The organism is Enterococcus thailandicus (assembly GCF_001886265.1).
GTDB lineage: Bacteria > Bacillota > Bacilli > Lactobacillales > Enterococcaceae > Enterococcus_B > Enterococcus_B thailandicus.
Map to the genome: position 1 here is coordinate 158,969 of NZ_JXLE01000002.1, position 24,553 is coordinate 183,521.

Consider the following 24,553-nt stretch of genomic DNA (forward strand, 5'->3'; position numbering starts at 1 on the left):
GTGAAAAAAATCGGTTTTGACTCAGAAAAATATATCGAAGAACAATCTACTTATATTTTGGAACGAGTAAATCACTATGACAAATTATATTTAGAATTTGGTGGGAAATTAGTTGACGACAAGCATGCAAAACGTGTATTACCTGGTTTTGAAGAGGATGCTAAAATCAAATTGCTACAAAAATTGAAAGATCAAGCAGAAATTTTGATTTGTGTCTATGCTGGCGACATTGAACGTAATAAAATCCGTGGCGATTACGGAATCACTTATGATATGGATATCTTACGTTTGATTGACGAGCTACGTGGCTATGGTCTAATGATCAACAGTGTCGTTATCACTCGCTACAATGGTCAACCAGCAACGAAAGTTTTCATCAATAAACTTGAACGTCGTGACATTAAAGTCTACACGCATTCAGAAATTGAAGATTACCCTGTTAACGTGGATAAGATTGTTTCTGAAGATGGATTTGGCAAGAATGCTTATATTGAAACGACAAAACCAATCGTTGTTGTAACAGCACCTGGTCCCGGTAGCGGAAAATTAGCGACTTGTTTGAACCAACTTTATCATGAAAGTCAACAAGGACATGCCGCTGGTTATTCAAAATTTGAAACTTTCCCGGTTTGGAATGTACCGCTAAAACATCCGTTGAACATTGCTTATGAAGCTGCGACTGTTGATTTAAAAGATGTCAATATGATCGATTCCTTCCATTTCGATGCTTACAATAAAGTAGCCGTAAACTATAATCGTGATGTTGAAACCTTCCCTGTCATCAAACGTATTATTGAAAAAATCACAGGTAAAGAATCTGTTTACTTGTCACCTACTGATATGGGTGTGAATCGTGTTGGTTTTGGTATCACGGATGATGAAGTTGTTCAAGAAGCATCTAAACAAGAAATCATTCGTCGCTATTTCCAAACAAAATGTGACTTTAAAAAAGGGCAAATTGACGAAGAAGCAGTCAACCGCATCAAATTAATCATGGAAGAAGTTGGCTTGCGACCTGAAGACCGTAAAGTAGTTACTCCAGCTCATGATTATGCTAAGACAATTCAAAACCCTTCAAAAGATCCAACTGCTGTCATTGCAATTGAACTTCCAGATAATGTCATTATTACTGGACGTACGGGTCAATTGATGGATGCTTCCTCAGCTGTCATTTTGAATGCCGTGAAGCATCTTGCTCATATCGCTGATGATATTCCTTTACTTTCACCATTGATTTTAGAAACAATCCAAGGAATGAAATCACAAGCTTTGCATTCTTCAATTGATAAATTAACGATCAACGAAGTCTTGATTGCTTTATCCATTAGCGCAGTAACGAATCCAATTGCCCAAGTTGCTTATGAAAAACTCGGTGAATTAGATGGCGCCCAAGCGCATTCAACTGTTATGATGAATAAAAATGATGAACAAACATTGAAGCAACTAGGAATCGATTTAACCTGTGCACCAGTTTATCCATCTGAAAACCTGTATTATCAATAATCAAGTTTTGAACGAAACTTGTCAAAACCATATTGAACTTTCTTGTTCGATATGGTTTTTTTATGCTCGAAAACACTCATCATTTTAAAACTTTTTTTAGAATCAAATGGTTTTCATGTTGTATCCGCTTCACTCTAAAAAAACAATGAAAGTTTAATTGAAAGGTTAGTATTTTGTTATGAAAACAGGTAAAATTAGACGGAATTTTGTTAGGAGTGATTTTTTGAGTTATTTGTTAGGAATTATCGGTTTAATACTAGTTTTAGCAGTTGCTTTTTTCATTAGCAGTAATAAAAAAGCAATCAAATGGAAGCCACTACTTGTTATGTTTGTGCTTCAATTAGTTTTTGGTTTTGTGCTTTTGCGAACCTCTGCAGGTCATGCAGTTGTTTCTGTTTCAGCTAAATTGTTCGACCATTTACTAGCCTTTGCAGGCGAAGGCGTCAACTTTGTTTTTGCTGGTGTCGCAAATAAAGGAAGCTTCCCTTTCTTCTTAAATGTTTTGATGCCAATCGTCTTTATTTCAGCAATTATTGGGATTTTACGTTATATCAAAATCTTGCCTTTATTTATGAAAGCAGTTGGTCTTGGTTTAAGCAAAATCAATGGTATGGGGAAATTGGAATCATATAACGGGGTTGCCTCTGCTATTTTAGGACAATCAGAAGTGTTTATTTCCATAAAAAAAGAACTACCTTTTCTGTCTGAAAAACGTTTGTTCACAATGAGCGTTTCCGCGATGTCAACAGTTTCAATGTCAATCGTCGGTTCTTATATGGCGTTGATTGATTCTAAATATGTGATTACTGCACTTGTTTTAAATTTACTTGGTGGTTTCATTATGGCTTCGATCGTCAATCCTTATGAACTCGATCAAAAAGAAGACGAGTTGATTATTGAAGAAGACAAAAATCAAACATTTTTCCAAATGCTTGGTGAATATATTTTAGATGGATTTCATGTTGCAGTGACTGTTGCAGCGATGCTGATTGGTTTTGTTGCATTGATTGCAATGATCAATGCCATTTTCAACGGATTATTTGGCATTACATTCCAAGAAATCCTTGGATACATCTTTGCCCCACTTGCTTTTATCAGTGGTATTCCTTGGAATGAAGCAGTTGATGCTGGGAGTATCATGGCAACCAAATTAGTTACCAATGAGTTTGTCGCGATGACTGAACTTTCAACTGGAAACTTCCATTTCACAGAAAGAACGACAGCCATCTTATCTGTTTTCTTAGTTTCATTTGCAAACTTCTCTTCTATCGGAATTATTTCTGGTGCAATGAAAGGATTGAATGAAGAAAAAGGAAATTTGGTCGCAAAACATGGCTTGAAAATCTTGCTGACTGCAACCTTAGTCAGCTTCCTTAGCGCTATCGTTACAGGTTTATTAGTTTAAATTAGCCAAACACAAGAGGTTAAAACCATTCTGTTTAGCTCATCATGCAATTAGATTAACTAAAAAGAAAGAGACTGAGAGAAAACTTTCCCCAGTCTCTTCTTTTCATTTTAAGCGTCATTGGGTTATATTATTAACTAATAAGGAGGTACACTATGACCCATTGTTATGTAATTATTGGTCCATCAGGTTCAGGGAAAACTTCGTTAGCTGCTTCCGTTTTTCGTCCAGATCAAAAAATCATCACACACACTAGTCGCTCAAAGCGTCCTAGTGAACAGAACGAAAAAGATTACTACTTTATCTCTAAAAAAAGATTTCAAGAAATGATTTCAGATGGTGCATTTGCTGAATGGGACGAATACGCAGGAAATTACTATGGCTCTAGTAAACTAGAGATCGAAAATCGACTAAAAAAAGCTGATTGTTACGCTGTACTAACAGCCTCTGGTTTTTGGCGACTTCATGAAATTTTTGGAGAGCGCATTCGCCCCATCTTCATCTCGATTTCAAAAGAAACTTTACAAAAACGTTTAGAAGATCGAGGGGATTCTCAAGCTGAGCGTTCAAAACGACTAGCGCTTTTTGAACGTGACCAAGAAGAACTACAGCGCCTAACCAGTATTCCCACCCTTGCAATTATTTCAAATGACACAACTTTCGAGTCAGCCCAGCAGCAACTCGTAAAAGTTTTACAGGAAAACACTTCAAGATAATTGTTTCCAATTATACTTTGGTTATTTGCTAAACAAAAAGAAATCAGACACACAATCTGATTTCTTTTTGCTTGTATTCAAAGGAGAAAATACGATTTACTTTTATTCACCAATGATTTCCTACTAAATCACCAACTGATAAGCCAGTCTTTCCCCATGTTCAAATGGAAATTCAATCATTCCTCGATAATTGAAGCCTGCTGCTAAAATTGTTTTTTTCATTGGTTCATTGGTCGGATACGTGTCAATTCGGATATCTTTGACTCCTTGGATTGCCGCAATTGTTACTAAATGTTTCAGTAAATTTTTTCCCAAGCCTTTTCCTCGAACTGTTGGATCAATTGCAACTCGATGAATCGATAAATAACTTGATGTGACTTCTTCCCACGAACCATCAATAGCTGTATAAACAGGATCAACACCTGAAACTAAAGCTGCTGTGCCAACGATCTGTTCCTCATCAATCAAAACAAAGCTTTCCTCTTTTTCACTATCCATTAAAATGATTTCTTTGGTTGGGCCTTGCCCATTTTGCCATTGTGGCAATCCTTGTGTTGCTAAAAATTGCGTTGCCGCCTGAATGATTTCCATCACTTTTTCGATGTCTTCAAGTCTTGTTTTTCTAAGGTACATCTTCATTGCCTCCTGTAGGTTCCCTTTTATTGGTCTAGTTCTTGTAAGCGATTGGTCTGTGTCACTTCTTTCAGCCAGTTTGTTGGATGCTCCACCAACTGACTCATTAGCTCTAAGTGATGCAGTAAGGACCATTTTTTTAATACACCTAAGCCCGGAAATTTTTGCTTTTTTTCTAATAACAAAAGCTCGATCATTCCTGAAGTAATCAACAGTTGGTCTTGATTGCGCCAAACCCAATTTTTCATTTTTGCCGCTGCTTCGAAGAATTTAACTGCTTGATCTTTTGCAGACTCATTACTATCAGAAATGAAATGTTTCACCCGGATATTCCCGTAAGCATCAACGTAGGTTAAATGAATGCCTAACGCACGACTAGGATACCCTTTATCAAAATAACGACTACCTTCAATCGTAAAATCAGCAAAACCAACATAGCCGTCTTCTCGATGAAATAAGTAATCGTCACTAAAAAAATCATCTGGCTTTTCAGCATAGTTTTCGACATATTTTTTTGTTTGAAACGAATCCCGTAAAATGATTTTATTTTCTGGTAGCCAAATTCGCAAGCGACTCTTATCAGGAATAACGAATTTTGTTTCATTATTTGCCAATTTTTTCCAGCTTGCTGATTCTCTTAAATAGTACTGTCCATCAAAAATCAGCCATTCAGGAGGATTGTTCACAATCTCTTGGAAATTTTGTGGTGTCAAAATCAGCCCATGCCGAATGGAACTCTTCTGCGTTTCAGTCCACGGGTGTAGATGTTCTTGAAATAATTTAAATTGACCTACCTGTGGATTATCAATCACGATTAACGGTTGTTTTTTCTTCTGGAAAAGTTCAACAACATTTTTTAGTGTCGCAGAATCTCGTACTGGTTCAATGATTGGCTGAACTTTAGTTGATAAAACATTACGATTAATCGCTTCTTTTAAGGCTAACAAATCAAATTGTTTTCCACGTAAATAAGGATAATACATAAGATCACTCCAATGGCTCAGTTGGTAAACGTCGAATTTGTTGTTGGTGACGTAGGTATTCATAATCTTGTTGCAAGGCAAGAACCTCTTCTTGTAATTCTTCTACCGCTTGATTATTTAAATCTTCCATGAAACGTTCATAATAACGTTCAGTCGAAAATGGACTTTGTTCATCTGAACGTCTTTTTAATTCTTTATATAATTGTTCAGTCGGAAAATATCTAACCCCTCGTTCCATTTGTTTCGCTTTTCGAACTTCTCTAAATAGTGAAGCCATAAAACGGTTGGTCAATGCTGTTTCCGGTACTGACAGTTCTTTTTTTGTTGCTTTTTTGGCAATTGTAAACGTTCCTGGTGCAGGCATTTCTTCTGCCGAGACATAGGGTCGGTAAACAAAAACACCAATTTCAGCCGGAATCTCTGACTGAACAATTTCGTAGAGTTCCTGAGGCAACACAAAATAATTATAGTGTCCAACAAATGAGAGCTTCGCCGCTGAACGAAAGTCTGCTTTTGTTACTTTTAATTCATAACAACGCCATTCACGCGTTCCATCTGCTTTTGTTAGACAACATAACGTATCCACAATTCCTTGTTCTTCTGGCATCGTCACCTCTTCTACCACAATCCCACCTTGTTCAAGACAATAGTAGTAAAGTGACTCCTCCATATCAATTGTTAAGGATGTTTTCATCTTCTCGCCTCCGACACGAACGTATTTTCGCCTAATCATCTTGTTTATTTTACACAACGATAATCAAAAATGCTAGTTATTTCTCTACTTAACAGTAAATCAAAAAAGGAGTGCAACAGCTAGTGCCACACTCCAACGAACTTTTCTCAACATATTTGATTAACGAACTGCTACTGCCATACCAGTTACATTAAACGCATTCTCATAAGTACTCGCATTGATCCATTTTGCACCAAAGACAGGATCGACAACATGATATGCACCATTTTTGAACCCATCGACTAATACCACATGTCCATTCCAAACGGCGCGTCCCCAAGGCATTTGTTTGAATTGCGGCGAAGCATAATTATACGTGATCCAAGTAACAACTGGATTTCCTTTACGAATCTCATTCTTAATTCCAGCCGTTCCTTTTCCGGAAATATTTGCTGTATTTCCACCTACTTTTTTCGCCCATTGGACGACCGGATCAGCCATCATTCCTTGATAAGTACCAGAAACATTATGACGCCATTCACCAGAATATCCATGATATGGATTATTATCATTTGCACGTGGCATCGAGTTAACGAAAGTCAATAAGTCTTGATTCGTAACTCCTTTATAACGTAACCCTTGTAGTAATGACGCACCTTCACACAACATCGTATTTCCTTGCCAAACAACAGGCACATTCAATAGTTTTTCTTCGCTTGGGGTTGGGGCGCTATTCGGCATTGCATACCAGCCAACACCTTCGATTTTCCACCCTTGTTTGCTGATGATATTTTTTTCATTGTTGTCTAGCGTATAATGATGCCAATTCACTTTTTTACTATATAAACGTGTAACTGGTACACCATTAGCACCACTGTAAGAATAAAAAGCGATCCCTTCATAGGTCCAGCCAGTATGGGAAATCTTATCTCTTTCTCCTGCATCGATCGTATAAAAATGTTCACCATTATAGCGATTGTATAAACGATATACGGGCGATCCACTGGTTGGGGCTTGCCATGCCACACCTTCGTAATTCCAACCAACACGTTTCAAATTATCTCTTTCCCCCGTACTACGTGTGTATAAATGCTCACCACTATATTTATTGAAAAGGCGATACATTGGAATGCTACCTGTACTAGTTGTTGCTACTTCTTCTGCCTGCGCATGTCCTGTCTGTATACCAATTGCGAAAAGCAAGCCAAGCCCTAACAAAGTAAATCCTCTTTTCTTCACGTTTATCCCCCAGTTCATTCAATTATTTGCACAAAAATTGTAGCACGAAACACATCATGACAAAAACTTATTCGAAAAAGACTCTTTTTTTCTCATTCTTGCAGGAAGATTGTGCGAAAAATAACTTATTCTCAAGAAAATTATCTAACAGGAAGAATGAAATAGCAATTTTTTATAAAAAAAGAAGCTAGGATCATTTTCTATCCCAACTTCAGTTATTATTTATTCATGTTCATTGGATCAAACGATTGGCATAATGCTTTTCTAATAGTTGTTGGACTTTCTCAATTCCAATACAAATCAGCCAATAAACCAAAGCGACTAAAATATACAACGAAAAATAGTCAAATGTCCGCCCACCAATGATTTTTGCTTTTTGAAAAATTTCTGGAACGGTAATCGTTGCTGCCAAAGAAGTCCCTTTCACCAAATCCATCGCTACGTTACTTAGTGCAGGAATCGAGATGCGAAAAGCTTGCGGCAACACAATATAACGCAAAACACCCAAAAAAGAAAAACCACCAGCCAAGCCAGCATCCCATTGTCCTTGAGGCACACCAGCTAACGATCCACGATAAATCTCACCGATAAAAGCACTACTTGTAATCGTAAAACAAATAATCGATGCTGTCACGGCACTCAGTTGATACGGTAAGCCGAAATACAGTAAAAAAAGTAATACTAATGCAGGAACTCCCCGAAAAAAAGAGAGATAAAACCGGACGAACCAACGAATAGGTCGCCAGCGAACTAACCCGAGTATTGTTAATAAAATCCCAATAACATTGCCTAATAAGAAAGAAAGGACCCCGATTCCTAACGTATAAGTCAGCCCTTGTAAAACAAAGGGGATGGACTGCCACATTAGAAGAAAATCAATTGCGGGAAAATACATTATTCACTCACCGTTTCAGCAATTTCTTCTTTTGGTTTCACTGAAACATCGGTTTGGAAATAACCTTCAGAAATTGTTTTCAATGTCCCGTCTTCTTTCATTTGCTTAAGTGTTTCGTTCACTTTTCCTTCTAAAGCATCATGCCCTTTTTTAAACAAAAAGCCACTACTATTTGCATTGAAATAAACGTTTTCCAAAATTTTAACTGGAATATCTGGTAACGCAGCTACAGACATCTTTTGTAAGTAATAATCATTTAAGATCACATCTGTTCGTCCATTAGCAACATCTGTTAGATATTGATCATTCGTCGCGTTATCATAAGTAACTAATTCTGCACCATATTTTTCTGCTAATTTCATATAACTTGTGTTAGGTTCACCGGCAGCTTTCTTTCCTTTCAAATCTTCTAAAGAAGCAATCCCAGAATTATCTTTTTGACGCACGATCATACTATCAAAAGAATATTTAATTGGATCAGATAAAGAGAATTTTTTCTCCCGTTCTTTTGTAATCCCAAAATCATTTGCTGCAAAGTCAACTGCTTGCTTAGATACAGCAGTAATTTGGCCATCAACATTGTACTCTTTAAACGAGATATCAACACCCAAACGCTTCGCTACTTCTTTTGCTACGTCAACATCATAACCAACTAATTGATTATCATCGTTATAATAAGATGCTGGGAACAGTGTTCCTGAAGTCGCAACAACCATTTCTTTCTTATCTTCCACTTGCTTTAAACTATTATCTTCTGACGTTTTAGAACTTCCTTGGCCGCAAGCTGCTAAGGCGAATAAACCACTGACTAAAATAATTGCAAAAACTGACTTTTTCATTTTTTCCTCCTACGAATCACAATCACACACTATTGAACATTTTTCGGTAAATAAAATTTTTGATTTTCTTCAAATAACTTTCCTATAGTAAATAAAAGATCTTCGCGACCTCTAGCTGCCATAAACTGAATTCCTAATGGCAACCCTTCAGCAGTTAGATGTGTTGGCAAACTGATACCTGGTTGTCCAGTTAGATTGGCTAACTGAGTATAAGGAGTAATCTGCAAACTTTCCTCAAACATTTCCGTAACAACATCAAATGCTTGTTTTTCCGACAGTTCAGAAACTTGACTCATCTTCTCGCGAATCAGATCACTTTGTAAATCTTTTGCTATTTCTGGAGCTGAGAACGCAGTCGTTGGTGAAAGAAACAGATCATACTCTTGGAATAATTCTTCCATTGTTACCGCTGCACGATCCCAAACATGCAAGGATTCAATATAAGTAGCAGCAGCGATTTTTTTCCCATATTCTAGTAACGTCCATGAAACCGGTTCTAATTCTTCTTGTCTGACCGACCGTTTAAGACTTCCTTCAATCGAAGTAATCATCGCTGCCGTTTCAGCAGCATTCATTTGATAATAAGAATTAATCAAGTGACGACCATCCAATGGATAAGTAACTTCTACTACGTCATGTCCTTGCTCAACTAAAAAATCTGCTGCATGTTTTATCGCTTGTTTTGCTTCTTCACTAATTGTTGAACCAATCGGTGAGGCAGAACAAACCGCTACACGCAACGTTTTTTTCTCTGGATGTGTTTGCCATTCTGCTGGTGATGCTTGATAAGGCGCACCTGAAGCAGTCCCACGTAAACCATAAAATAATGCTTCCGTATCCCGCATAGAAATCGTTAACCCAAAATCAATTGCTGCTCCTTGCCAACCACGCCATGCATAAGGTCCCACAGGCATCGTTCCTCTTGAAGGTTTTAGCCCAATCAGACCACAAAAGGAAGCCGGAATTCGAACAGAACCACCACCGTCACTTGCTCCCGCCATAGGCACAATGCCGGCTGCTACAGCCGCTGCTGCGCCACCACTTGAACCACCGGGTGAATGAGCAACATTCCATGGATTTCTTGCTGGACCATAAAGTACAGGATCTGTGATGTTTTTAAAGCCGAATTCGGGTGAATTCGTTTGTCCAAACGGCAACAAGCCAAGCGATTCAATTTGTCGAACATAGTTTGAATTCATCGAAGCATGATGATCTTGGAACAAAACAGAACTAGATGTCGCCAACCAACCTTTTTTCTCTTGCCCTAGCATCTTCAACGGAAAAGGAACTCCCGCTAATAATGAATCAGTCTTTTTTTGAGGCAAATCAGTAGTAGCAAATGTCACAAAAGCATTTAATTCGGGATTCAGTTTTTTTGCTTTTTTCGTTGTTTCTTCAAGAAACTCTTGTTGGCTGAATTGCTTCTCTTTCAATGCTTGAGATAGATAGATCGCATCTTTCATTTTAGACCCTCCTTTTTTCCCAAGTTATTCTCCCATAAGTTTCTATACAAAACAATGAATACGCTTGCACATTTGTGCACAAACTTTTAAACAATAAAAAAGTTGGGCATCACTTTCATCCGTGACTAAACCCAACTTTAATTCGCAATTATTTTTGACTTACTTCACTCTTCTTGTATTGATTTCTTTCACTTTAGCTAAATCAACTTTTGGTTTTCGATCCGTAGTTAACAGTCCGTTTACTTCTTGCTCAACATCTGTCAATTGTGTATAACAGTACCCCGTAATAAATGGTAACTCCTGAATCGCTTGATGGATGGCATCAAAACGTGTCATAAATTGTTCCTCATTCCTCACTTGATTCCCATAACCCCAGTCTTCTGCCTTTTCGGTTGTGAAAGCAATCCCACCAAATTCAGAAATAATGATTGGTTGATTTTGGTACTGATACCCATCAGCGAAAGCATAAAAATCTTGATTAAACTGATGTTCATTAGTTACAAAATCTTTCTTATTTTCATACCGTGCTGTGAAACGTTCACCATATTCTTCATAATCATGTAATGTCAAAATATCAGAAATGGTATGGACCCAACCATCATTTGTAATTACTGGTCGTTGTTTATCAAAAGATTTCGTTAAATAGTAGATACTTTCAGTGAAGTGTTGTTGTCGTTGATCGTGTTCAATTCCTTTGATTCCCCAAGATTCATTAAATGGTACCCAAGTAATGATTGATGGATGATTGTAATTTTGGCGGATAATTGCTTGCCACTCATCAACAAAACGTTCCATTGCTTGATCGTTAAACAAATAAGTTGATGCCATCTCAGACCATACCAACAAACCTTTTTCATCACATAGATATAAAAACCGTTCATCTTCGATCTTTTGATGTTTTCTTAACCCGTTGTAACCCATTTCTATAATCCGATCAAGATCTACTTCCAGCGCTTCAAGCGAAGGCGGTGTGATTCCTGATTCTTTCCAATAACCCTGATCCAAAATCAATCGCTGATAGAGTTGATGATGGTTCAATAAAACTTGTCCCTTCTTGATAGAAATATCACGCATGCCGAAATAACTGGATACTTCATCTAATAAGTCACCTTCTTCAGTGAAAAGACGGAAAGTGACATCATATAAATGCGGCGTTTCTGGCGACCAGACTTTCGTTCCCCAGCAACCGTCCTCTTTGACTTTTGTTTGCAATGAAATTGGGGTGAGTGAATGAGTTAGTAATCCTCGATGTGAACTAATTAATTGTTCAGCAAATGAGACTTCCGCTTCAAATAAATAACTTCTTTTTGGATAAGTCGCCCCTTCTTTAACAAGTGGCTCAAAAACAATCTGATCGTTGGCTAAATCTGGCGTCATTTTAACTGACGCCAATCGGATTTCTGACTGCTGTTCTTCCAACCAAACCGATTTCCAAATCCCCGTTGTTTGAACATACCAGCAACCAAAATTATCCGTTAACCATCGCTGCTTTCCTCGTGGTTGGTCCTCCGCAAGCGAATCTTCTACACGAATCACCAAATGATTTTTACCGGGTAGCGCTTCCGTTAAATCAAATTCGAAACGTTCGTAAGCTCCCTGATGTGAGCCAATTTGTTTGCCATTCAACCAGATTTGGCTAAAATAATCAACGCCTTCAAATAATAAGGTGTACTTTTTTTGCTCCTCTAAATCAATTGTCTTCTCATACCATACAACAGAATGATGGGCAGGATCATTGATACCACTCAATTCTGTTTCATAAGTGAAAGGTACAGTAATCGGAACGGTATTGGGAATTCCTTTGTACCATTGGTGTTGGATTCCTTGATTGTCATCATCAAATTGAAATGCCCAAGTTCCGTCAAGCAAAGTCCAATTTTTTCGAATGAATTGTGGGCGTGGGTGTTCTCGTCGAAGGTTATTCATATTCTGCCTCGTTTCTCCATTGATTTTTAATAGAAATGCGTTCTGGATGATATTGATCGTTAATTTCCTTAATTTTCTTTAAAGAAACTTTTGCTTGTCGATCATAAGTAAGCAAGCCATTAATTTCTTGTTCTACATCTGTTAACTGCGTATAACAATAACCCCATAATGCTTTAGATTCATAAACTGCTCGCATAATCCGACTATAATCCGCAAGAAATTGTGTGCCGTCATTTACGGAAGTATAACCCCATCCTTTTTGACCTTGCACCTGATAGCCGATACCCCCAAATTCAGTCAACAAAATCGGTTGATTCTGATAGGTAAATCCTTGAGCAAAAATTGCCCATTTCCCTGGTGGATGGTTGATCAATCCATCAACGCTTGCTAAACTTCGTTTAAAATGATTGTATTTTTCAGTTTCAGTTTCCTCACCATGATTATAATTGTGAATCGCGCAAATATCTGTTTCAGTCATTTCCCAACCATCGTTAGAAATAACCAAACGAGTTGTATCTAACGCATGCAAAAAGTTGTAGATGCTTTTAGAAAAACTTTGTTGTTGCGTATTCAAATGGATTTCCGGAATCCCCCAGCTTTCATTTAGCGGAACCCACGTTACGATGGACGGATGATTATAATCACGTTCAATAATCTCGACCCATTCTTTGGTCAGCCTAGAAGCCGCGTCTGACGTATAAATAGGCGCGGATGCACATTCTCCCCAAACGAGAAAACCTAGCTGGTCTGCCCAATATAAAAATCGTGGGTCTTCCACTTTCTGATGTTTTCGACAACCGTTAAATCCCATTTCCTTCGCTAACTCAATATCCTTGATCAATGCTTTATCATCGGGAGCTGTCAGTAATCCCGTAGGCCAATAGCCTTGGTCTAATACTAACTTTTGATAATAGGGTTGATTATTTAAGAAAATCATTCCGTTTTCAACATGAATTTTACGCATCCCAAAATAACTAGTTACTTGATCCAACACTTCTTTCCCATCAACTAATTCAAAACGAATATCAAACAGATTTGGGTTTTCAGGCGACCAAGTCCACCCATGGTCATGAAAGTTGGTACGGAAAATTTTTTGATTATAAATATCAATCCAACGTTTGGTGAAAGTTGAAAAAATGGTTAGCTGATCTTCACAAATTACGATATCTTTAAACGAAATTTGATAGCGCAACGTTCGGCCAACAGCCGCAGCTGGTACGGTGAGCGCAAGACAGACATTTCCTTGGTCAATGTCTGGTGTTAATTCGATCTTTTCGAGATGTTCTTCTGACACCTCTTCCAACCAAACGGTTTGCCAGATCCCTGTGCTATTCGTATACCAAATGCCTCTTGACTCTGCTTCCCAAAATTGTTTTCCTCTTGGAATCGTTTCATCGTCGTGCGGGTCCCAAGCACGGACAACTAAACTTTGTTCTCCTGTTATTAAAAAGTCAGTAATATCAAATGAAAATGACGTTTGCCCACCAAGATGATTTCCAACATAACAACCATTAACATAAATATCCGCTCGATAATCCACTGCACCAAAATGTAAGAAACATCTTTTTTGTTCCCGTTTTTCCCAAGAAAATGTTCGCTGGTACCAGACAACATCATGAATTTGACGTTGGTTGATCCCACTTAACTCTGATTGATAAACAAATGGTACTTCAATTATTTGATCAAGTTTTTCAGGTGTACAATACCACCTTTCTTTTATTCCAATGTTTTTATCATCAAAAGCAAATGACCAGACTCCGTTCAAATTGACAAAGTGTTCACGGACAAATTGCGGACGAGGATACTCTTCACGCATCATATTTTTAACTCCCAACTAAGATTTTTGAACGTTCAATTTAATTCCCTTATTTCTAGCAAGTAAAATAATTCCTGCTGTCATTCCTAACGCCAAACTAATGATGTCCAGAATCAAATAAGAGAATAAGCCTTGAACTAATAAGTACACACCTATTTTTATATTCACCTGATTGTCTTTTACATATCGTTGGCTAATGACTAAATTTGCTAATCCTAAACCAATCAATAACGTGCCAAACGTACAGACAAATAAGAAAACATTCCCAAATAATGCATCAATTGCCTTCAATTGTGCTAAATGACTTTCGACCATACCAGAAAAGATTTGTTGCTGGTACAAGCCATAAATTCCGATTGTTACTACCCCATCAAGGATTTGCCAGATTCCCATCATTCGAATCAATTGTCGTTCTCTTTTTCGTTCCATTTTCTCTTATCCTTTCACACCAGCAGATAAAGACATCGACTGTAAAAAATATTTTTGAGCAAATAGGTACAAAATAAAAGTCGGAATAATCGCCACCAAAGCGCCCGCCATCAACAAGGTTGGTTGCGCTTGGTACATGCCTTGTAAAAGTTGTAACCCTGAAGTGATCGGCATTTTTTCAATATCATTAAATACGATGGATGGCCACAAGAAATCATTCCAAGAACCCGTAAAGGCAAATAACGCTACTACTAATAACACTGGTTTAATCAAAGGTAAAATAATTCTACGGAAAATCGTCCATTCGCTCGCACCATCAATCTGTGCGGCTTCATCAAAGTCTTTTGGAATATTATCCATAAACTGCTTAACTAAGAAAATGTTGAATACACCAGCTGCTCCTGGGACAATCATTGCCAATGGCGTATTGACCCAACCTAAAATATCAACGATTTTATAAAGTGGAATCAAATTCACTACACTCGGAAACATCATCGTTGCTAGCAAAAAGGAAAAAAGTCCATTTTTACCTCTAAAACTTAAACGGCTATAAGCAAACGCCGAAAATGAGACGACAACTAACACCAAAAGAGTATGAGAAACAGAGATGAATAACGAATTAAAGAACCATTTAACTAACGGTGTACTTGAATTATTCACTAAAAGTTCTGTGTAGTTCGTTAAGACCCATTCAATTGGTAATAACTTAAACCCCGCTGTCATCAGCTCCATCTCAGATTTAAATGATGTCAACACACCATACAGTAATGGAATCATCCAAACAATCCCCATCACAAGCAAAAAGCAAAATGCCATTAGTTTAGACATTGACTTTTTCTTCATCTTGTCTCCCCCTACTCTTTTCGTAAAAACTTAAATTGAATCGCAGAAACGACCATGATACAGAGACCTAAAATGACTGCCATCGCAGATGCCATTCCGGCAATTGATTGTCCTGAACCAAACGCATTTTGTTGGATATACATCAATAAGACTCGCGTTGAGTTGTTTGGTCCACCACCTGTCAACATTAGCGGTTGTCCGTAAACATTAAACTGTGCAATCGTTGTCATTACTACGGTATATAAAATCTGTCCTCTGATTGCTGGCAAAGTAATTTTAAAAAATTTTTGTAACGTCGTAGCGCCATCAATATCGGCTGCCTCGTAAAAATCTTTTGAAATGCCATTTAATGCTGCTTGATAGATAATCATATTTCCACCAATTGTCCACCAAACTGTTACAACCACTAACGCAATCCAGGCATAGGGCTGTGTCCCAGTCCAAGGAATGTTAGATTGTAAAATCGTGTTGATTGGACCATAGTTGACATTAAAAATTAGCGTCCAAATGATTACTACGGCAGAAATGGCAAAGAGTGATGGTAAATAAAACAGTGATTGAAATAGTTTTGCTAATTTTGGTTTCGTATTTAATGCTGCTGCTAAAATCAACGGAACGATAATACAGCTCGGCACTGAAAACAGAACAAATAAAAATGTATTTTTTAACCCAATCCGCAATTGTTCATAAAAAGTAGACTGTTCATTAAACAAAAGATCTTGATAATTAGCTAAGCCAACAAATGTCGGCGAGTTGAATAAGTCCCAGTCTGTTAAAGAAATATACAAACCAAAAATGACAGGTAGTAAGAAAAAAATTGTAAAAATCGTTAAGTGTGGTGCCAAGAACATCCAAGGCAGCCATTTCTTTTTCTTGATTACCTTGCCTGTACTTGACATCGTTTCCGTAGAAGTCATCATAACTGCGCAATCCTTTCTTGAATCAAAATAACTTGTGAAAAAAATTTATTTATTGGAACTATCCTTGGCAATTTTATCGACAACTTCTTTTTGCATCCCTTTCGTGAAATCAGCCACCGACTGTTTCCCAAAAATCGTATCAAAACCATGCGCATCAATGTACTCTGAAACATAACCATTATATTTATAGTCAAAGATTGAAAGTGTTGCTTGTTGTTCAGGTGTTTCAATGAAGAATGATTGTGGCATCTTTTGGTATTCTTCATTCTCTAAAATTGCTAACGTTGCTGGATTTTGCCCCGCTTTTGCCCACTCAAGTGAATTCGTCCGCAACCAATTGATAAATTCCATGATTCCTTTTGTTTTCTCATCGGAACGATCTTTGTTCTTGAACATCACAAATTGATGGGAAGATGCCCAATTGACTATTTTACTTGCGTCAGCTGTTAGTTGTGGTGAATTGGTCAATCCCCACTCAAATTTTGCATCTTTGATATTATTTTGTAGCCAAATGCCTTCTGGGAAAAAAAGTAGTTTTCCAGCTAAGTATAATTGCGTTGGGTCTTCCCCATCTTTTGTTGTAACTCCAGCTTGATATAAATCAGCCCATGCATTCATTGCTTCCTTAGCCGCTGGTGTATCCAAGGTTGGTGCCGTTCCATCTTCCGTTAATTCGCCTCCCGCTTGCTTGAATGTAGATAAGTAATTGGGTTTCATCCAAGTAACAGCTACGCCTCGAACGTCATCAGCTTTTGCTTTTTCGCCTGCCTCTTTGATCTCATCAAAGGTCAAGATATTGTCATCCAGAGCATTGGGTGCATATTTTTCTAGCAGTTCTTTATTGTAATAAGTTCCCCAGTTGTGGATATCAAGTGGCAAGCTGTATCGCACACCATCCAATTCACCCAAATTCCATGCTTCAGTCACGTAATTTTCGGCTTTGACTTCGGGAAAATCAGCCAAAATTTCATCATAATTTTCTAGCATGTCGTTGTCTTTATACTGCTTAATTCGCTCTGCATGAACAATATTCAAATCCGGGATATTTTTCCCTGAGTTAACGACCGTTGGGATTTTGGTATACATATCTGTTTCTTTTAACGAGACATTTTTGATTTTATATTCAGGGTCTGTTTTGTTATACTCATCAATCATTGCCTTGACGTTTGAACTGTCCGCCCCTGTGAATGGATTCCAAAAAACGATTTCTTTTTCATTTGCCGACCCCGTACTTCCAGAACTGCCACATGCTGTTAATGTCATCAAACAAGCGCCCGTCACCAATGCCATACCTAATAATTTTTTCATTTTTCTGTCCCTCTCTCAATTTTACTAAATAGTTAATTTTCAACCGAAATTATTTTTAGGCTAATGAACCATTTAGTATTTTTTTATTTTCAACAACTAGTACATTGCTAAATTAGCATCGTATGTAAGCGCAGTCAACACTATTTTGTCAACGTTTATCAAAAACAACTATACAGTTAAATAGGTGTTGGGATATAATCGTACTGAGAGATAATCTGTTAACTTTTTAGTTAAATAGGAGATGGAAAATTATGGAACTTTCTTTAGATGAACGTTCATTGCCTGTTTTTGAATGCCTCGCTAGTGCTACCCGTTTGGAAATTTTAAAATTTATCGGGAGCGAGAAAAAAAGTATTGGTGAGATTGCGAAACATTTGGAAATCAGTAGTGCGATCACCACTAGACACATTCAAAAAATGGAAGATGCAGGTTTGATACATTCTGAGCGTGGCGTTGGTGCCAATCGAAATAAAAAAATGGTCTACCTTAAAGTCGATGATATTAATATTTGTTTTCCAGAGAAAATTTATCAAGAATTTCAACGTTATTCTACTAACCTGAAACTTGGTCATTTTACTGATTTTTCTGTTACACCTACTTGTGGATTAGCGACGATTGAAGATGTGGTTGGTAAAGCAGATGACCCAAAATATTTTATGGACGCCAAACGAGTTGATGCGTCATTGTTATGGTTCAGTAGTGGGTTTGTTGAGTATAAAATACCTAATTTATTACAAGAAAATGAAACACCTGAAATGCTTGAAATTAGTTTTGAAATTGCATCAGAATTTCCGTTATCAAATAATGTTTGGCCAAGTGATATCTCCATCTACGTGAATGATGTCAAAGTAGCTGTCTACACTGTCCCTGGAAATTTTTCAGATATTCGTGGACGCTATACGCCCGAATGGTGGAACGATAGTTTCAGTCAATACGGTCTTTTAAAGCATCTTCGCATCAATAAATTAGATACCGGAATTGATGGTGAAGCTTATTCTGACGTGACGATCGAAGACTTGAAACTACGTGAACTACCTTTTATCAAATTACGCTTTTCGGTTGAAGATGATGCCAAGCATCAAGGAGGATTAACATTGTTCGGTACTGGATTTGGGAACCACCAGCAAGATATTTTGATTACTACCTATTATTTGAAAAAGTAACTTAAACATGAAACCTTAAAACCAAAAGAGAAAACCGCTAGTAATCTTTCTTCTTTTTTTGTTGAAAGCTATTACTCATCAATTCATACAGTATTTACGTAAAAATGCTTGCTTAAAAAAAGCAGAAACCAAATCTCCAAAAATTATTTTTCAGAGTTAGGACGAAATTCACTTGCTCACCCAAGTTATATCTGCTCTTCTTTTCATCTAAACTGATTGACGGAAAAGAAAAAGACTGGAACTAATTTTGTCCCAGTCTCCCTTTTTCTAAGACTTTTTCTCGTTGGTTTCGTTCATTGTGAAGAAAAAAACATTTTTAGCGCCCAGAAAATATTCTTTGCTTTTTTTTAATTGATGTTATAATTATCTATGCTAGATTCATATATATTGTTGTTATTTATAAATTCCGTGTTATGTGTGATGAACTAAGTCTTACTAAAAATGTGAAAAGCAGGTGTTGATTTTGAACCTTTTGAATTTATTGGATAAAAATAGTCGTATTCAAATTTCAATGGTCCATTTTTTATTGGATTATAATGCTAAGACAAGCACCACAACAATGATTGAAGAATTAGCACTCACTCGATTCCTTTTTGAAACAAATATTGAAGAAGTCGGCTCTACCCTCGAGCAATTAAATATCGGGTTATCTCTTACATACGATAAAATACACAACAGTATCACACTTCAAAAGGATAATCACACCAGCTTAGACAAGTTCTATTATTATTATTTGAATCGTTCGGTTGACTATCAAATTCTCATCTATCTATATCAACATCCAAGTTATTCAATCGTTGATTTAAGTCACAGCGTTTCATTAAGTGAAGCTGCTATTTATCGTCACCTAAAAAAATTAAACAAGGAAATTGAAGAATTTGATATTCAGATTCGCAAAGGAACCATCATTGGCGACGAACTACAAATTTGTTATTTTTTCTATCAATTATTTTGGGTAGGTGTCCCGCTAGACGAATTGGAAGGGAAAACAAATGACGTAAGCACCATGCGTTTTGCAGATTACTTGGAAAAGAAATTAAAACAAACTTTCACAAGAGAAGCAAAATTAAAGCTATACCTTTGGATTCGGATCTTAAAGACACGTATTTTAAAGCAATCTTTAAATGATTCAAGTCCTATTTTGGAAACTTTTTTTGACTATCAGACAGAAGATTCTATTTATCAGATTGTGCGTGATGCTTACTTTTTTTCACTCAGTCACTCTGCTGTTTTTGGTTCACCCCATAATGCAATTTATTTATACCTATTCATCTCTTCTATGTCGATAGTGCCACCTGATGTTGCAATGATTTTAGAAGATGGCTATTGGCCGACCAGCAACCCTAAAATCATCGCACTGAATGAACTGGTAGTAAGCAAAGTTAAATCTGACTATCAACTTGACCAAGAGAAAATTGACGAAACATTTATTGCTAATTGGAAGTACTATTTGACACAAATACATGGTTCACTTCTCTACTTTCGAGGAAGTATCACCTTTCTTGAAGAAAAAATTATTTCTGAACGGTTACTCAAAGCAACCACCTTTATTCCTAACTTCGAACTTGCAAATCAAATCGTAGATGAAGGAGAAATTTTAGTTGAAAAAGCTTTATTAGATACTACTAAACAACTAGTAACTCGTATCTACCTTTATTTCATTAATCAGATAAAACGTTTTTCAACAAATCAGATTACGATTGGCGTCCACTCAAGTGATGATTATCTTTACAGTAATATCATGGTGGAAATGGTCAAAACTGAATTTGAAAACCATTTTTTCATCACGTGTGAAATCGCTGAGTTTGGTAAGTCTTATGATATTCTGGTTACTAACTCCACTGTCTCTCTTTGTGATTTTGGATATACCGATCTTTATATCACAAATAATTTCAAAACCAATAAGGATGTTAGCTCTTTACGCGAACTATTAGCAAAACATTCCCAAAAAAATAAACCTTTAGAAGAATAAGCGTAAACAAAAAAAACGTGGGGCACAATTGCCTCACGTTTTTTGTTGAGTTTTATGAAATAGTTCGTAATTTCCCTTGAAATTCGCTAATTGATTGATACCCTTTTACTTCCATAATTTCTGCTAATTCTTTGATTATTCTAGTAAAAATTTCTGGTCCTTCTTTGTGCAATTGCGTTCCAATTTGCAACATGCTTGCGCCACACAATAAATGTTCGAAGGCGTCTTGTCCATTACAAATCCCACCAGTCCCAATAATTTGAATTTCAGGTTTTAATCTAGTATAAAAAGCACGAACATTTGCCAAAGCAGTTGGTTTGATATACTCGCCACCAATTCCGCCAAACCCGTCCTTCGGTTTGATTACTACCGTGTCACTTTGAGGATCGATATATAACCCATTCCCCACACTATTGATTGCATTAACGTAGGTCAAAGGAAATTGATTCAAGATATCTGCCATCGCATCGAAATGAGCAAAGTCAAAATATGGTGGTAATTTCACGCCCAACGGTTTTGTAAAAATGGCAAATGCTTGTTTAAGTGTTTCAAAAGTGGCATCGAAATCATAAGCAAGTTGTGGTTTCCCTGGAACATTAGGACAAGAAAGATTTAATTCTGTGATTCCACGAAAATCACTTTTTTCGATCATTTCTAACATTTCTAAGTTCTCTGCTACACTCATTCCCGCAATTGAGAAAAATAACGGAGCAGCAGTTGGATTTTCTTTTTCATATTGAAGTGCGTAGTCCAAATAATAAGCAAAACCTAAATTAGGTAACCCCATCGAATTGATGCTCCCTAACGCTACATCATAGTATCGTGGTTCAGGATTTCCTGCGCGCTCTGGGATGGTGCAACTCTTAGTAATCATTGCACCAGCATCTGAGCTTGCTAGTTCATGCATTTCTTGCACCGTTATACAATGAACACCAGACGCATTCATAAACGGATTAGCAAAAGTATGGTTGGCAAAGGTCATTTCTAAATTCAAGATAATCGCTCCTTCAAAGGCATTTTATCTAGTTTAGCATTTCCAACTAGAAAATCAACAAAAAAACTTTATTTTTTTCAAACGAACTGGATAACGTTCGTCTTTTACAAGAACAAAATTTATTTTAACGAAGGTTTCTGTTTATTTCACTAACAATGAGCAATCACCTTCACACAACCAGCTTCATTTTTATCAACTTAGACAAGAAGATTGCTGATTTTCTGGCAAAAAGAGGTAAAAAATACTCTATCCTCTTTTTAGACGTTTTCAGATACCAGAAAGCGTCTATTTTACACAAAAAAGGCCAGAACGCTGTCCAGCCTCTCCTCTTTTCAACATTCAATTACGTACTGAAACGAAAGCCAGCCTTTTGTTTCAGCCACTTTTACTTAACTAATTTTTTAACAGTGATTTCTTTTTTTCTTTCGAAAAGATATCTCTTCCTAACATTCTATATAAAATAACCGCACATGCTTCAGAAATAAAAATCAATACAGCTAAAGGTAAATACGTATTGCTTCCCATGATTCCTACTAGCGGCGTGAAGACCATCCCGATTGCATACATTCCTAATCCAAGTACGGAAGAAGCAATCCCAGCATGTTTGCCTTGCCTTTCCATCGCCATTGTTGTTACCACTGCATTTACTAACCCCAATGTCGACACGACTAACAACAACCCAAGCAGAGCTAACCACAAGTGATTTGTATGGATGCCACTAATAATCACTAAAATGCTACCCAAAAAACCAAGACCTACTCCCCAACCTAGCTGACGGAAGCTACTCATTCTCTTCGATAACACACCAGCAAGTTCTGCTGCAACTACAATTCCGATTCCATTGATTCCATAAATCAAGCTAAACATTTTATCCGACAAACCAAAAACATTTTGTAACATAAAGGACGAACCAGAAATGTAACAAAACATCGCTGCATAAACGAAACCTTGAATCAGCACGAACATCATAAATGGTCGATCGCTGAATACTGCTTGCCAACCTGCTCTTTGATCAACTTTTTCAGTTGCCAATTGGACTTCATGCGTTTCCTTAAACCCGATTAGAACACCTAAAAATAATAACAAACCAATTACTGCAAGAAAAATAAAAATAACTCGCCAAGAAAAATAGCTCAAGAAAAAACTGCCCAGTAAAGGAGAAACAATTGGAAAAATACCATTGATTGCCATCAACATTGCAATGAATCGAGTCAATTGAGTTCCAGAAAATAAATCTTTTGCAATTGCTCGCGTCAGAACAACGCCAGTTGAGCTAGCAATTCCTTGAATCAAACGTAAGCTTAAAAATAACCAAATATTTGTGACAGATACTGATAATAAACAGGCAATGACAGAAATACCAATGCCCCATAGAAGTGGTTTCTTCCGCCCGATACGGTCACTGATTGCGCCAATAAACAATGGACCAAATGCGAGCCCTGCTAAACACATGGTCAAGCTTAACTGAACCATTGATGTCGGGATGCCAAAGTCCGTTTCTAGCACTGGTAAAGCTGGTAAATAAGTATCAAGTAGTAAGGGGCCATAGGCGCTTAATGTGCCAAGCAAAATAGATAGCCACCATATTTTCTTTTTGTTTTCAATCATTTTCCTTTCACCTCAAAAAAGAAAATAGCATGGAAAAACGGAAATATCAATAAAAAATCCAGTAAATTTTCACTTTTTTCAAAAAAATGAGAACAATACTCATTTAAGTCGTTTTTCACCGCAAACAAAAAAACGCCGAGACCTCATTTGATCTCGCACGTCTTTCATCATTCCTATGAAATCAACTACTAGTTCTTCCCGATTCCTTTTATCAAATAAACTTTTCAACTATTATTCAGTAGTCATCCCTAAAATCTGGTTATTCAGAATAATTGTTTGTTTTTCAGATGGCAAGTTTTCCGGTATTCCTTTGATTCGTTCAAGGATAATCGTTGCTGCCGTTTCACCAATTTTTTCGGTTGGCGGATTAATCGTGACCTGCGGTAAAATACTTTGCTCCCCTTCAGATAAATAGTCATAATGACCAAAGGCAATGTCTTTTTTTACAGAAATTCCTTGTTCATTAAAACATTCTAAGGATCCAAGAGACATATTGTAGTTGCTGACAAAGATAGCTGTTGCATTTGCCATTAATAATTCTTTTGTTCCTTGGTAGCCACTCCTTCTGGTGTAATCCCCTTCGTAAATTTCAAGTGCTACTTCGGGGTGATTCTCGACTGCATCTTTTGCGCCTAACAGTCGTTCTTTTGCTGTGTAATCTGTTTGCGGAGCAGTGATATAACCGATTTTTTGATGGCCTTTAGCAATGTAATCAGAAATCACATTTGAGACACTTTCACGATCATCCAATAAAATGACATCTGCATTGTTCAATGGATCTGGATAATTCAAAGAGACAATTGGGACGTTGACTTGTGCTAATTTTTCCATGTCAATCCACTCTTCACTTGATAAAAAGACAATCAATCCATCCACGGAGTGTTTCAACAAATAATCAATTTTCTCATCCATTTGCTTTTCACTTTTTGAAAAACCACTAAGTAGTATGCTATAACCATTTGCTTCAGCAACTTTTTCAATTCCTGACACAACTTCTGAGCCGAATCGACTAGAAATACTGTTCATCAGTAAGCCAATGGAAAAACTTCGATTATTTTTAAGCCCTTTGGCAATAATATTTTCTTTATAGTCTAAAACTTTGATCGCTGAAGTAATTTTTTCAACATTTGATTGTCTTAATTTTTGACCATTCAAGTACCGTGATACTGTTCCTACTGAAACACCAGCAAGTTGAGCAACGTCTCTAATTGATGCCATTTCTCCC

At 37.0% G+C, this 24,553-nt stretch carries 21 protein-coding genes; 5 read left to right on the top strand and 16 right to left on the bottom strand.

Going from position 1 to position 24,553, the window contains the following annotated elements:
- From RV17_RS02245 to RV17_RS02255, 3 genes are all read left to right on the top strand, one after another.
- A complete protein-coding gene (locus RV17_RS02245; protein ID WP_067482103.1) occupies positions 1-1,503 on the top strand; it encodes a DUF1846 domain-containing protein in 1,503 nt (500 codons plus the stop codon).
- Between the two features lie 223 nt (positions 1,504-1,726).
- The gene (locus RV17_RS02250) at positions 1,727-2,908 is read left to right on the top strand and encodes a NupC/NupG family nucleoside CNT transporter (RefSeq protein WP_067482105.1); all 1,182 of its coding nucleotides are present in this window, start codon (positions 1,727-1,729) and stop codon (positions 2,906-2,908) included.
- Between the two features lie 155 nt (positions 2,909-3,063).
- Positions 3,064-3,624, top strand: coding sequence for a guanylate kinase (locus tag RV17_RS02255; protein ID WP_067482107.1), 561 nt, complete (start codon positions 3,064-3,066; stop codon positions 3,622-3,624).
- 123 nt (positions 3,625-3,747) lie between these two features.
- On the opposite strand, the gene RV17_RS02260 is transcribed toward RV17_RS02255, so the two are convergent.
- The 13 genes from RV17_RS02260 to RV17_RS02320 form a co-directional block, all read right to left on the bottom strand.
- Positions 3,748-4,257, bottom strand: a complete 510-nt coding sequence (locus RV17_RS02260; protein WP_071868397.1) for a GNAT family N-acetyltransferase — start codon at positions 4,255-4,257, stop codon at positions 3,748-3,750.
- 26 nt (positions 4,258-4,283) lie between these two features.
- Positions 4,284-5,240 carry a sce7725 family protein gene (locus tag RV17_RS02265; protein WP_071868398.1) on the bottom strand — a complete coding sequence of 319 codons (957 nt, stop codon included), beginning with the start codon at positions 5,238-5,240 and terminating at the stop codon, positions 4,284-4,286.
- A gap of 4 nt (positions 5,241-5,244) precedes the next feature.
- The gene (locus RV17_RS02270) at positions 5,245-5,934 is read right to left on the bottom strand and encodes a hypothetical protein (RefSeq protein ID WP_067482114.1); all 690 of its coding nucleotides are present in this window, start codon (positions 5,932-5,934) and stop codon (positions 5,245-5,247) included.
- Between the two features lie 159 nt (positions 5,935-6,093).
- On the bottom strand, positions 6,094-7,152 hold the full coding sequence (locus RV17_RS02275; RefSeq protein WP_231885381.1) for a C39 family peptidase: 1,059 nt from the start codon (positions 7,150-7,152) through the stop codon (positions 6,094-6,096).
- A gap of 232 nt (positions 7,153-7,384) precedes the next feature.
- A complete protein-coding gene (locus tag RV17_RS02280) occupies positions 7,385-8,047 on the bottom strand; it encodes an amino acid ABC transporter permease (protein ID WP_067482116.1) in 663 nt (220 codons plus the stop codon).
- Positions 8,047-8,886, bottom strand: a complete 840-nt coding sequence (locus RV17_RS02285; protein ID WP_067482118.1) for a transporter substrate-binding domain-containing protein — start codon at positions 8,884-8,886, stop codon at positions 8,047-8,049. Before RV17_RS02285 ends, RV17_RS02280 begins: the two co-directional genes overlap by 1 nt.
- Positions 8,887-8,915: 29 nt before the next feature.
- Positions 8,916-10,349, bottom strand: coding sequence for an amidase (locus tag RV17_RS02290; protein ID WP_067482120.1), 1,434 nt, complete (start codon positions 10,347-10,349; stop codon positions 8,916-8,918).
- Positions 10,350-10,508: 159 nt separating this feature from the next.
- A complete protein-coding gene (locus RV17_RS02295; RefSeq protein ID WP_071868399.1) occupies positions 10,509-12,275 on the bottom strand; it encodes a glycoside hydrolase family 2 protein in 1,767 nt (588 codons plus the stop codon).
- Positions 12,268-14,094, bottom strand: coding sequence for a glycoside hydrolase family 2 protein (locus tag RV17_RS02300; RefSeq protein ID WP_071868400.1), 1,827 nt, complete (start codon positions 14,092-14,094; stop codon positions 12,268-12,270). Before RV17_RS02300 ends, RV17_RS02295 begins: the two co-directional genes overlap by 8 nt.
- Positions 14,095-14,109: 15 nt before the next feature.
- Positions 14,110-14,520, bottom strand: coding sequence for a hypothetical protein (locus RV17_RS02305; protein WP_067482126.1), 411 nt, complete (start codon positions 14,518-14,520; stop codon positions 14,110-14,112).
- A gap of 6 nt (positions 14,521-14,526) precedes the next feature.
- Positions 14,527-15,363: a carbohydrate ABC transporter permease gene (locus RV17_RS02310; protein ID WP_067482128.1), complete on the bottom strand. Its 837-nt coding sequence runs from the start codon at positions 15,361-15,363 to the stop codon at positions 14,527-14,529.
- Positions 15,364-15,374: 11 nt separating this feature from the next.
- Positions 15,375-16,280 carry a carbohydrate ABC transporter permease gene (locus RV17_RS02315; RefSeq protein ID WP_379904522.1) on the bottom strand — a complete coding sequence of 302 codons (906 nt, stop codon included), beginning with the start codon at positions 16,278-16,280 and terminating at the stop codon, positions 15,375-15,377.
- 48 nt (positions 16,281-16,328) lie between these two features.
- Positions 16,329-17,591 carry an extracellular solute-binding protein gene (locus tag RV17_RS02320; protein WP_067482130.1) on the bottom strand — a complete coding sequence of 421 codons (1,263 nt, stop codon included), beginning with the start codon at positions 17,589-17,591 and terminating at the stop codon, positions 16,329-16,331.
- A 251-nt stretch (positions 17,592-17,842) separates the two neighbouring features.
- On the opposite strand from RV17_RS02320, the gene RV17_RS02325 reads away from it, so the two are divergent.
- A complete protein-coding gene (locus RV17_RS02325) occupies positions 17,843-18,754 on the top strand; it encodes an ArsR/SmtB family transcription factor (protein ID WP_067482132.1) in 912 nt (303 codons plus the stop codon).
- A gap of 463 nt (positions 18,755-19,217) precedes the next feature.
- Entirely contained in the window at positions 19,218-20,726 is a 1,509-nt protein-coding gene (locus tag RV17_RS02330; protein WP_071868401.1) for a helix-turn-helix domain-containing protein, read from the top strand.
- A 52-nt stretch (positions 20,727-20,778) separates the two neighbouring features.
- Here RV17_RS02330 and RV17_RS02335 read toward each other — a convergent pair whose 3' ends face one another.
- The 3 genes from RV17_RS02335 to RV17_RS02345 all read right to left on the bottom strand — a co-directional run bounded on the left by RV17_RS02335 (position 20,779) and on the right by RV17_RS02345 (position 24,546).
- On the bottom strand, positions 20,779-21,720 hold the full coding sequence (locus RV17_RS02335; RefSeq protein WP_071868402.1) for a dihydroorotate oxidase: 942 nt from the start codon (positions 21,718-21,720) through the stop codon (positions 20,779-20,781).
- A gap of 393 nt (positions 21,721-22,113) precedes the next feature.
- Entirely contained in the window at positions 22,114-23,328 is a 1,215-nt protein-coding gene (locus tag RV17_RS02340; RefSeq protein WP_071868403.1) for a multidrug effflux MFS transporter, read from the bottom strand.
- Between the two features lie 231 nt (positions 23,329-23,559).
- On the bottom strand, positions 23,560-24,546 hold the full coding sequence (locus tag RV17_RS02345) for a LacI family DNA-binding transcriptional regulator (protein ID WP_071868433.1): 987 nt from the start codon (positions 24,544-24,546) through the stop codon (positions 23,560-23,562).
- Between the last annotated feature and the right edge of the window lie 7 nt (positions 24,547-24,553).

What these genes read in the sequence shown, in the direction of transcription:
- RV17_RS02255 (WP_067482107.1), top strand. Translation starts at nt 3,064, where the DNA reads ATGACCCATTGTTATGTAATTATTGGTCCATCAGGTTCAGGGAAAACT.
- RV17_RS02260 (WP_071868397.1), bottom strand. Translation starts at nt 4,257, where the DNA reads ATGTACCTTAGAAAAACAAGACTTGAAGACATCGAAAAAGTGATGGAA.
- RV17_RS02265 (WP_071868398.1), bottom strand. Translation starts at nt 5,240, where the DNA reads ATGTATTATCCTTATTTACGTGGAAAACAATTTGATTTGTTAGCCTTA.
- RV17_RS02270 (WP_067482114.1), bottom strand. Translation starts at nt 5,934, where the DNA reads ATGAAAACATCCTTAACAATTGATATGGAGGAGTCACTTTACTACTAT.
- RV17_RS02280 (WP_067482116.1), bottom strand. Translation starts at nt 8,047, where the DNA reads ATGTATTTTCCCGCAATTGATTTTCTTCTAATGTGGCAGTCCATCCCC.
- RV17_RS02285 (WP_067482118.1), bottom strand. Translation starts at nt 8,886, where the DNA reads ATGAAAAAGTCAGTTTTTGCAATTATTTTAGTCAGTGGTTTATTCGCC.
- RV17_RS02290 (WP_067482120.1), bottom strand. Translation starts at nt 10,349, where the DNA reads ATGAAAGATGCGATCTATCTATCTCAAGCATTGAAAGAGAAGCAATTC.
- RV17_RS02295 (WP_071868399.1), bottom strand. Translation starts at nt 12,275, where the DNA reads ATGAATAACCTTCGACGAGAACACCCACGCCCACAATTCATTCGAAAA.
- RV17_RS02300 (WP_071868400.1), bottom strand. Translation starts at nt 14,094, where the DNA reads ATGATGCGTGAAGAGTATCCTCGTCCGCAATTTGTCCGTGAACACTTT.
- RV17_RS02305 (WP_067482126.1), bottom strand. Translation starts at nt 14,520, where the DNA reads ATGGAACGAAAAAGAGAACGACAATTGATTCGAATGATGGGAATCTGG.
- RV17_RS02310 (WP_067482128.1), bottom strand. Translation starts at nt 15,363, where the DNA reads ATGAAGAAAAAGTCAATGTCTAAACTAATGGCATTTTGCTTTTTGCTT.
- RV17_RS02315 (WP_379904522.1), bottom strand. Translation starts at nt 16,280, where the DNA reads ATGACTTCTACGGAAACGATGTCAAGTACAGGCAAGGTAATCAAGAAA.
- RV17_RS02320 (WP_067482130.1), bottom strand. Translation starts at nt 17,591, where the DNA reads ATGAAAAAATTATTAGGTATGGCATTGGTGACGGGCGCTTGTTTGATG.
- RV17_RS02325 (WP_067482132.1), top strand. Translation starts at nt 17,843, where the DNA reads ATGGAACTTTCTTTAGATGAACGTTCATTGCCTGTTTTTGAATGCCTC.
- RV17_RS02340 (WP_071868403.1), bottom strand. Translation starts at nt 23,328, where the DNA reads ATGATTGAAAACAAAAAGAAAATATGGTGGCTATCTATTTTGCTTGGC.
- RV17_RS02345 (WP_071868433.1), bottom strand. Translation starts at nt 24,546, where the DNA reads ATGGCATCAATTAGAGACGTTGCTCAACTTGCTGGTGTTTCAGTAGGA.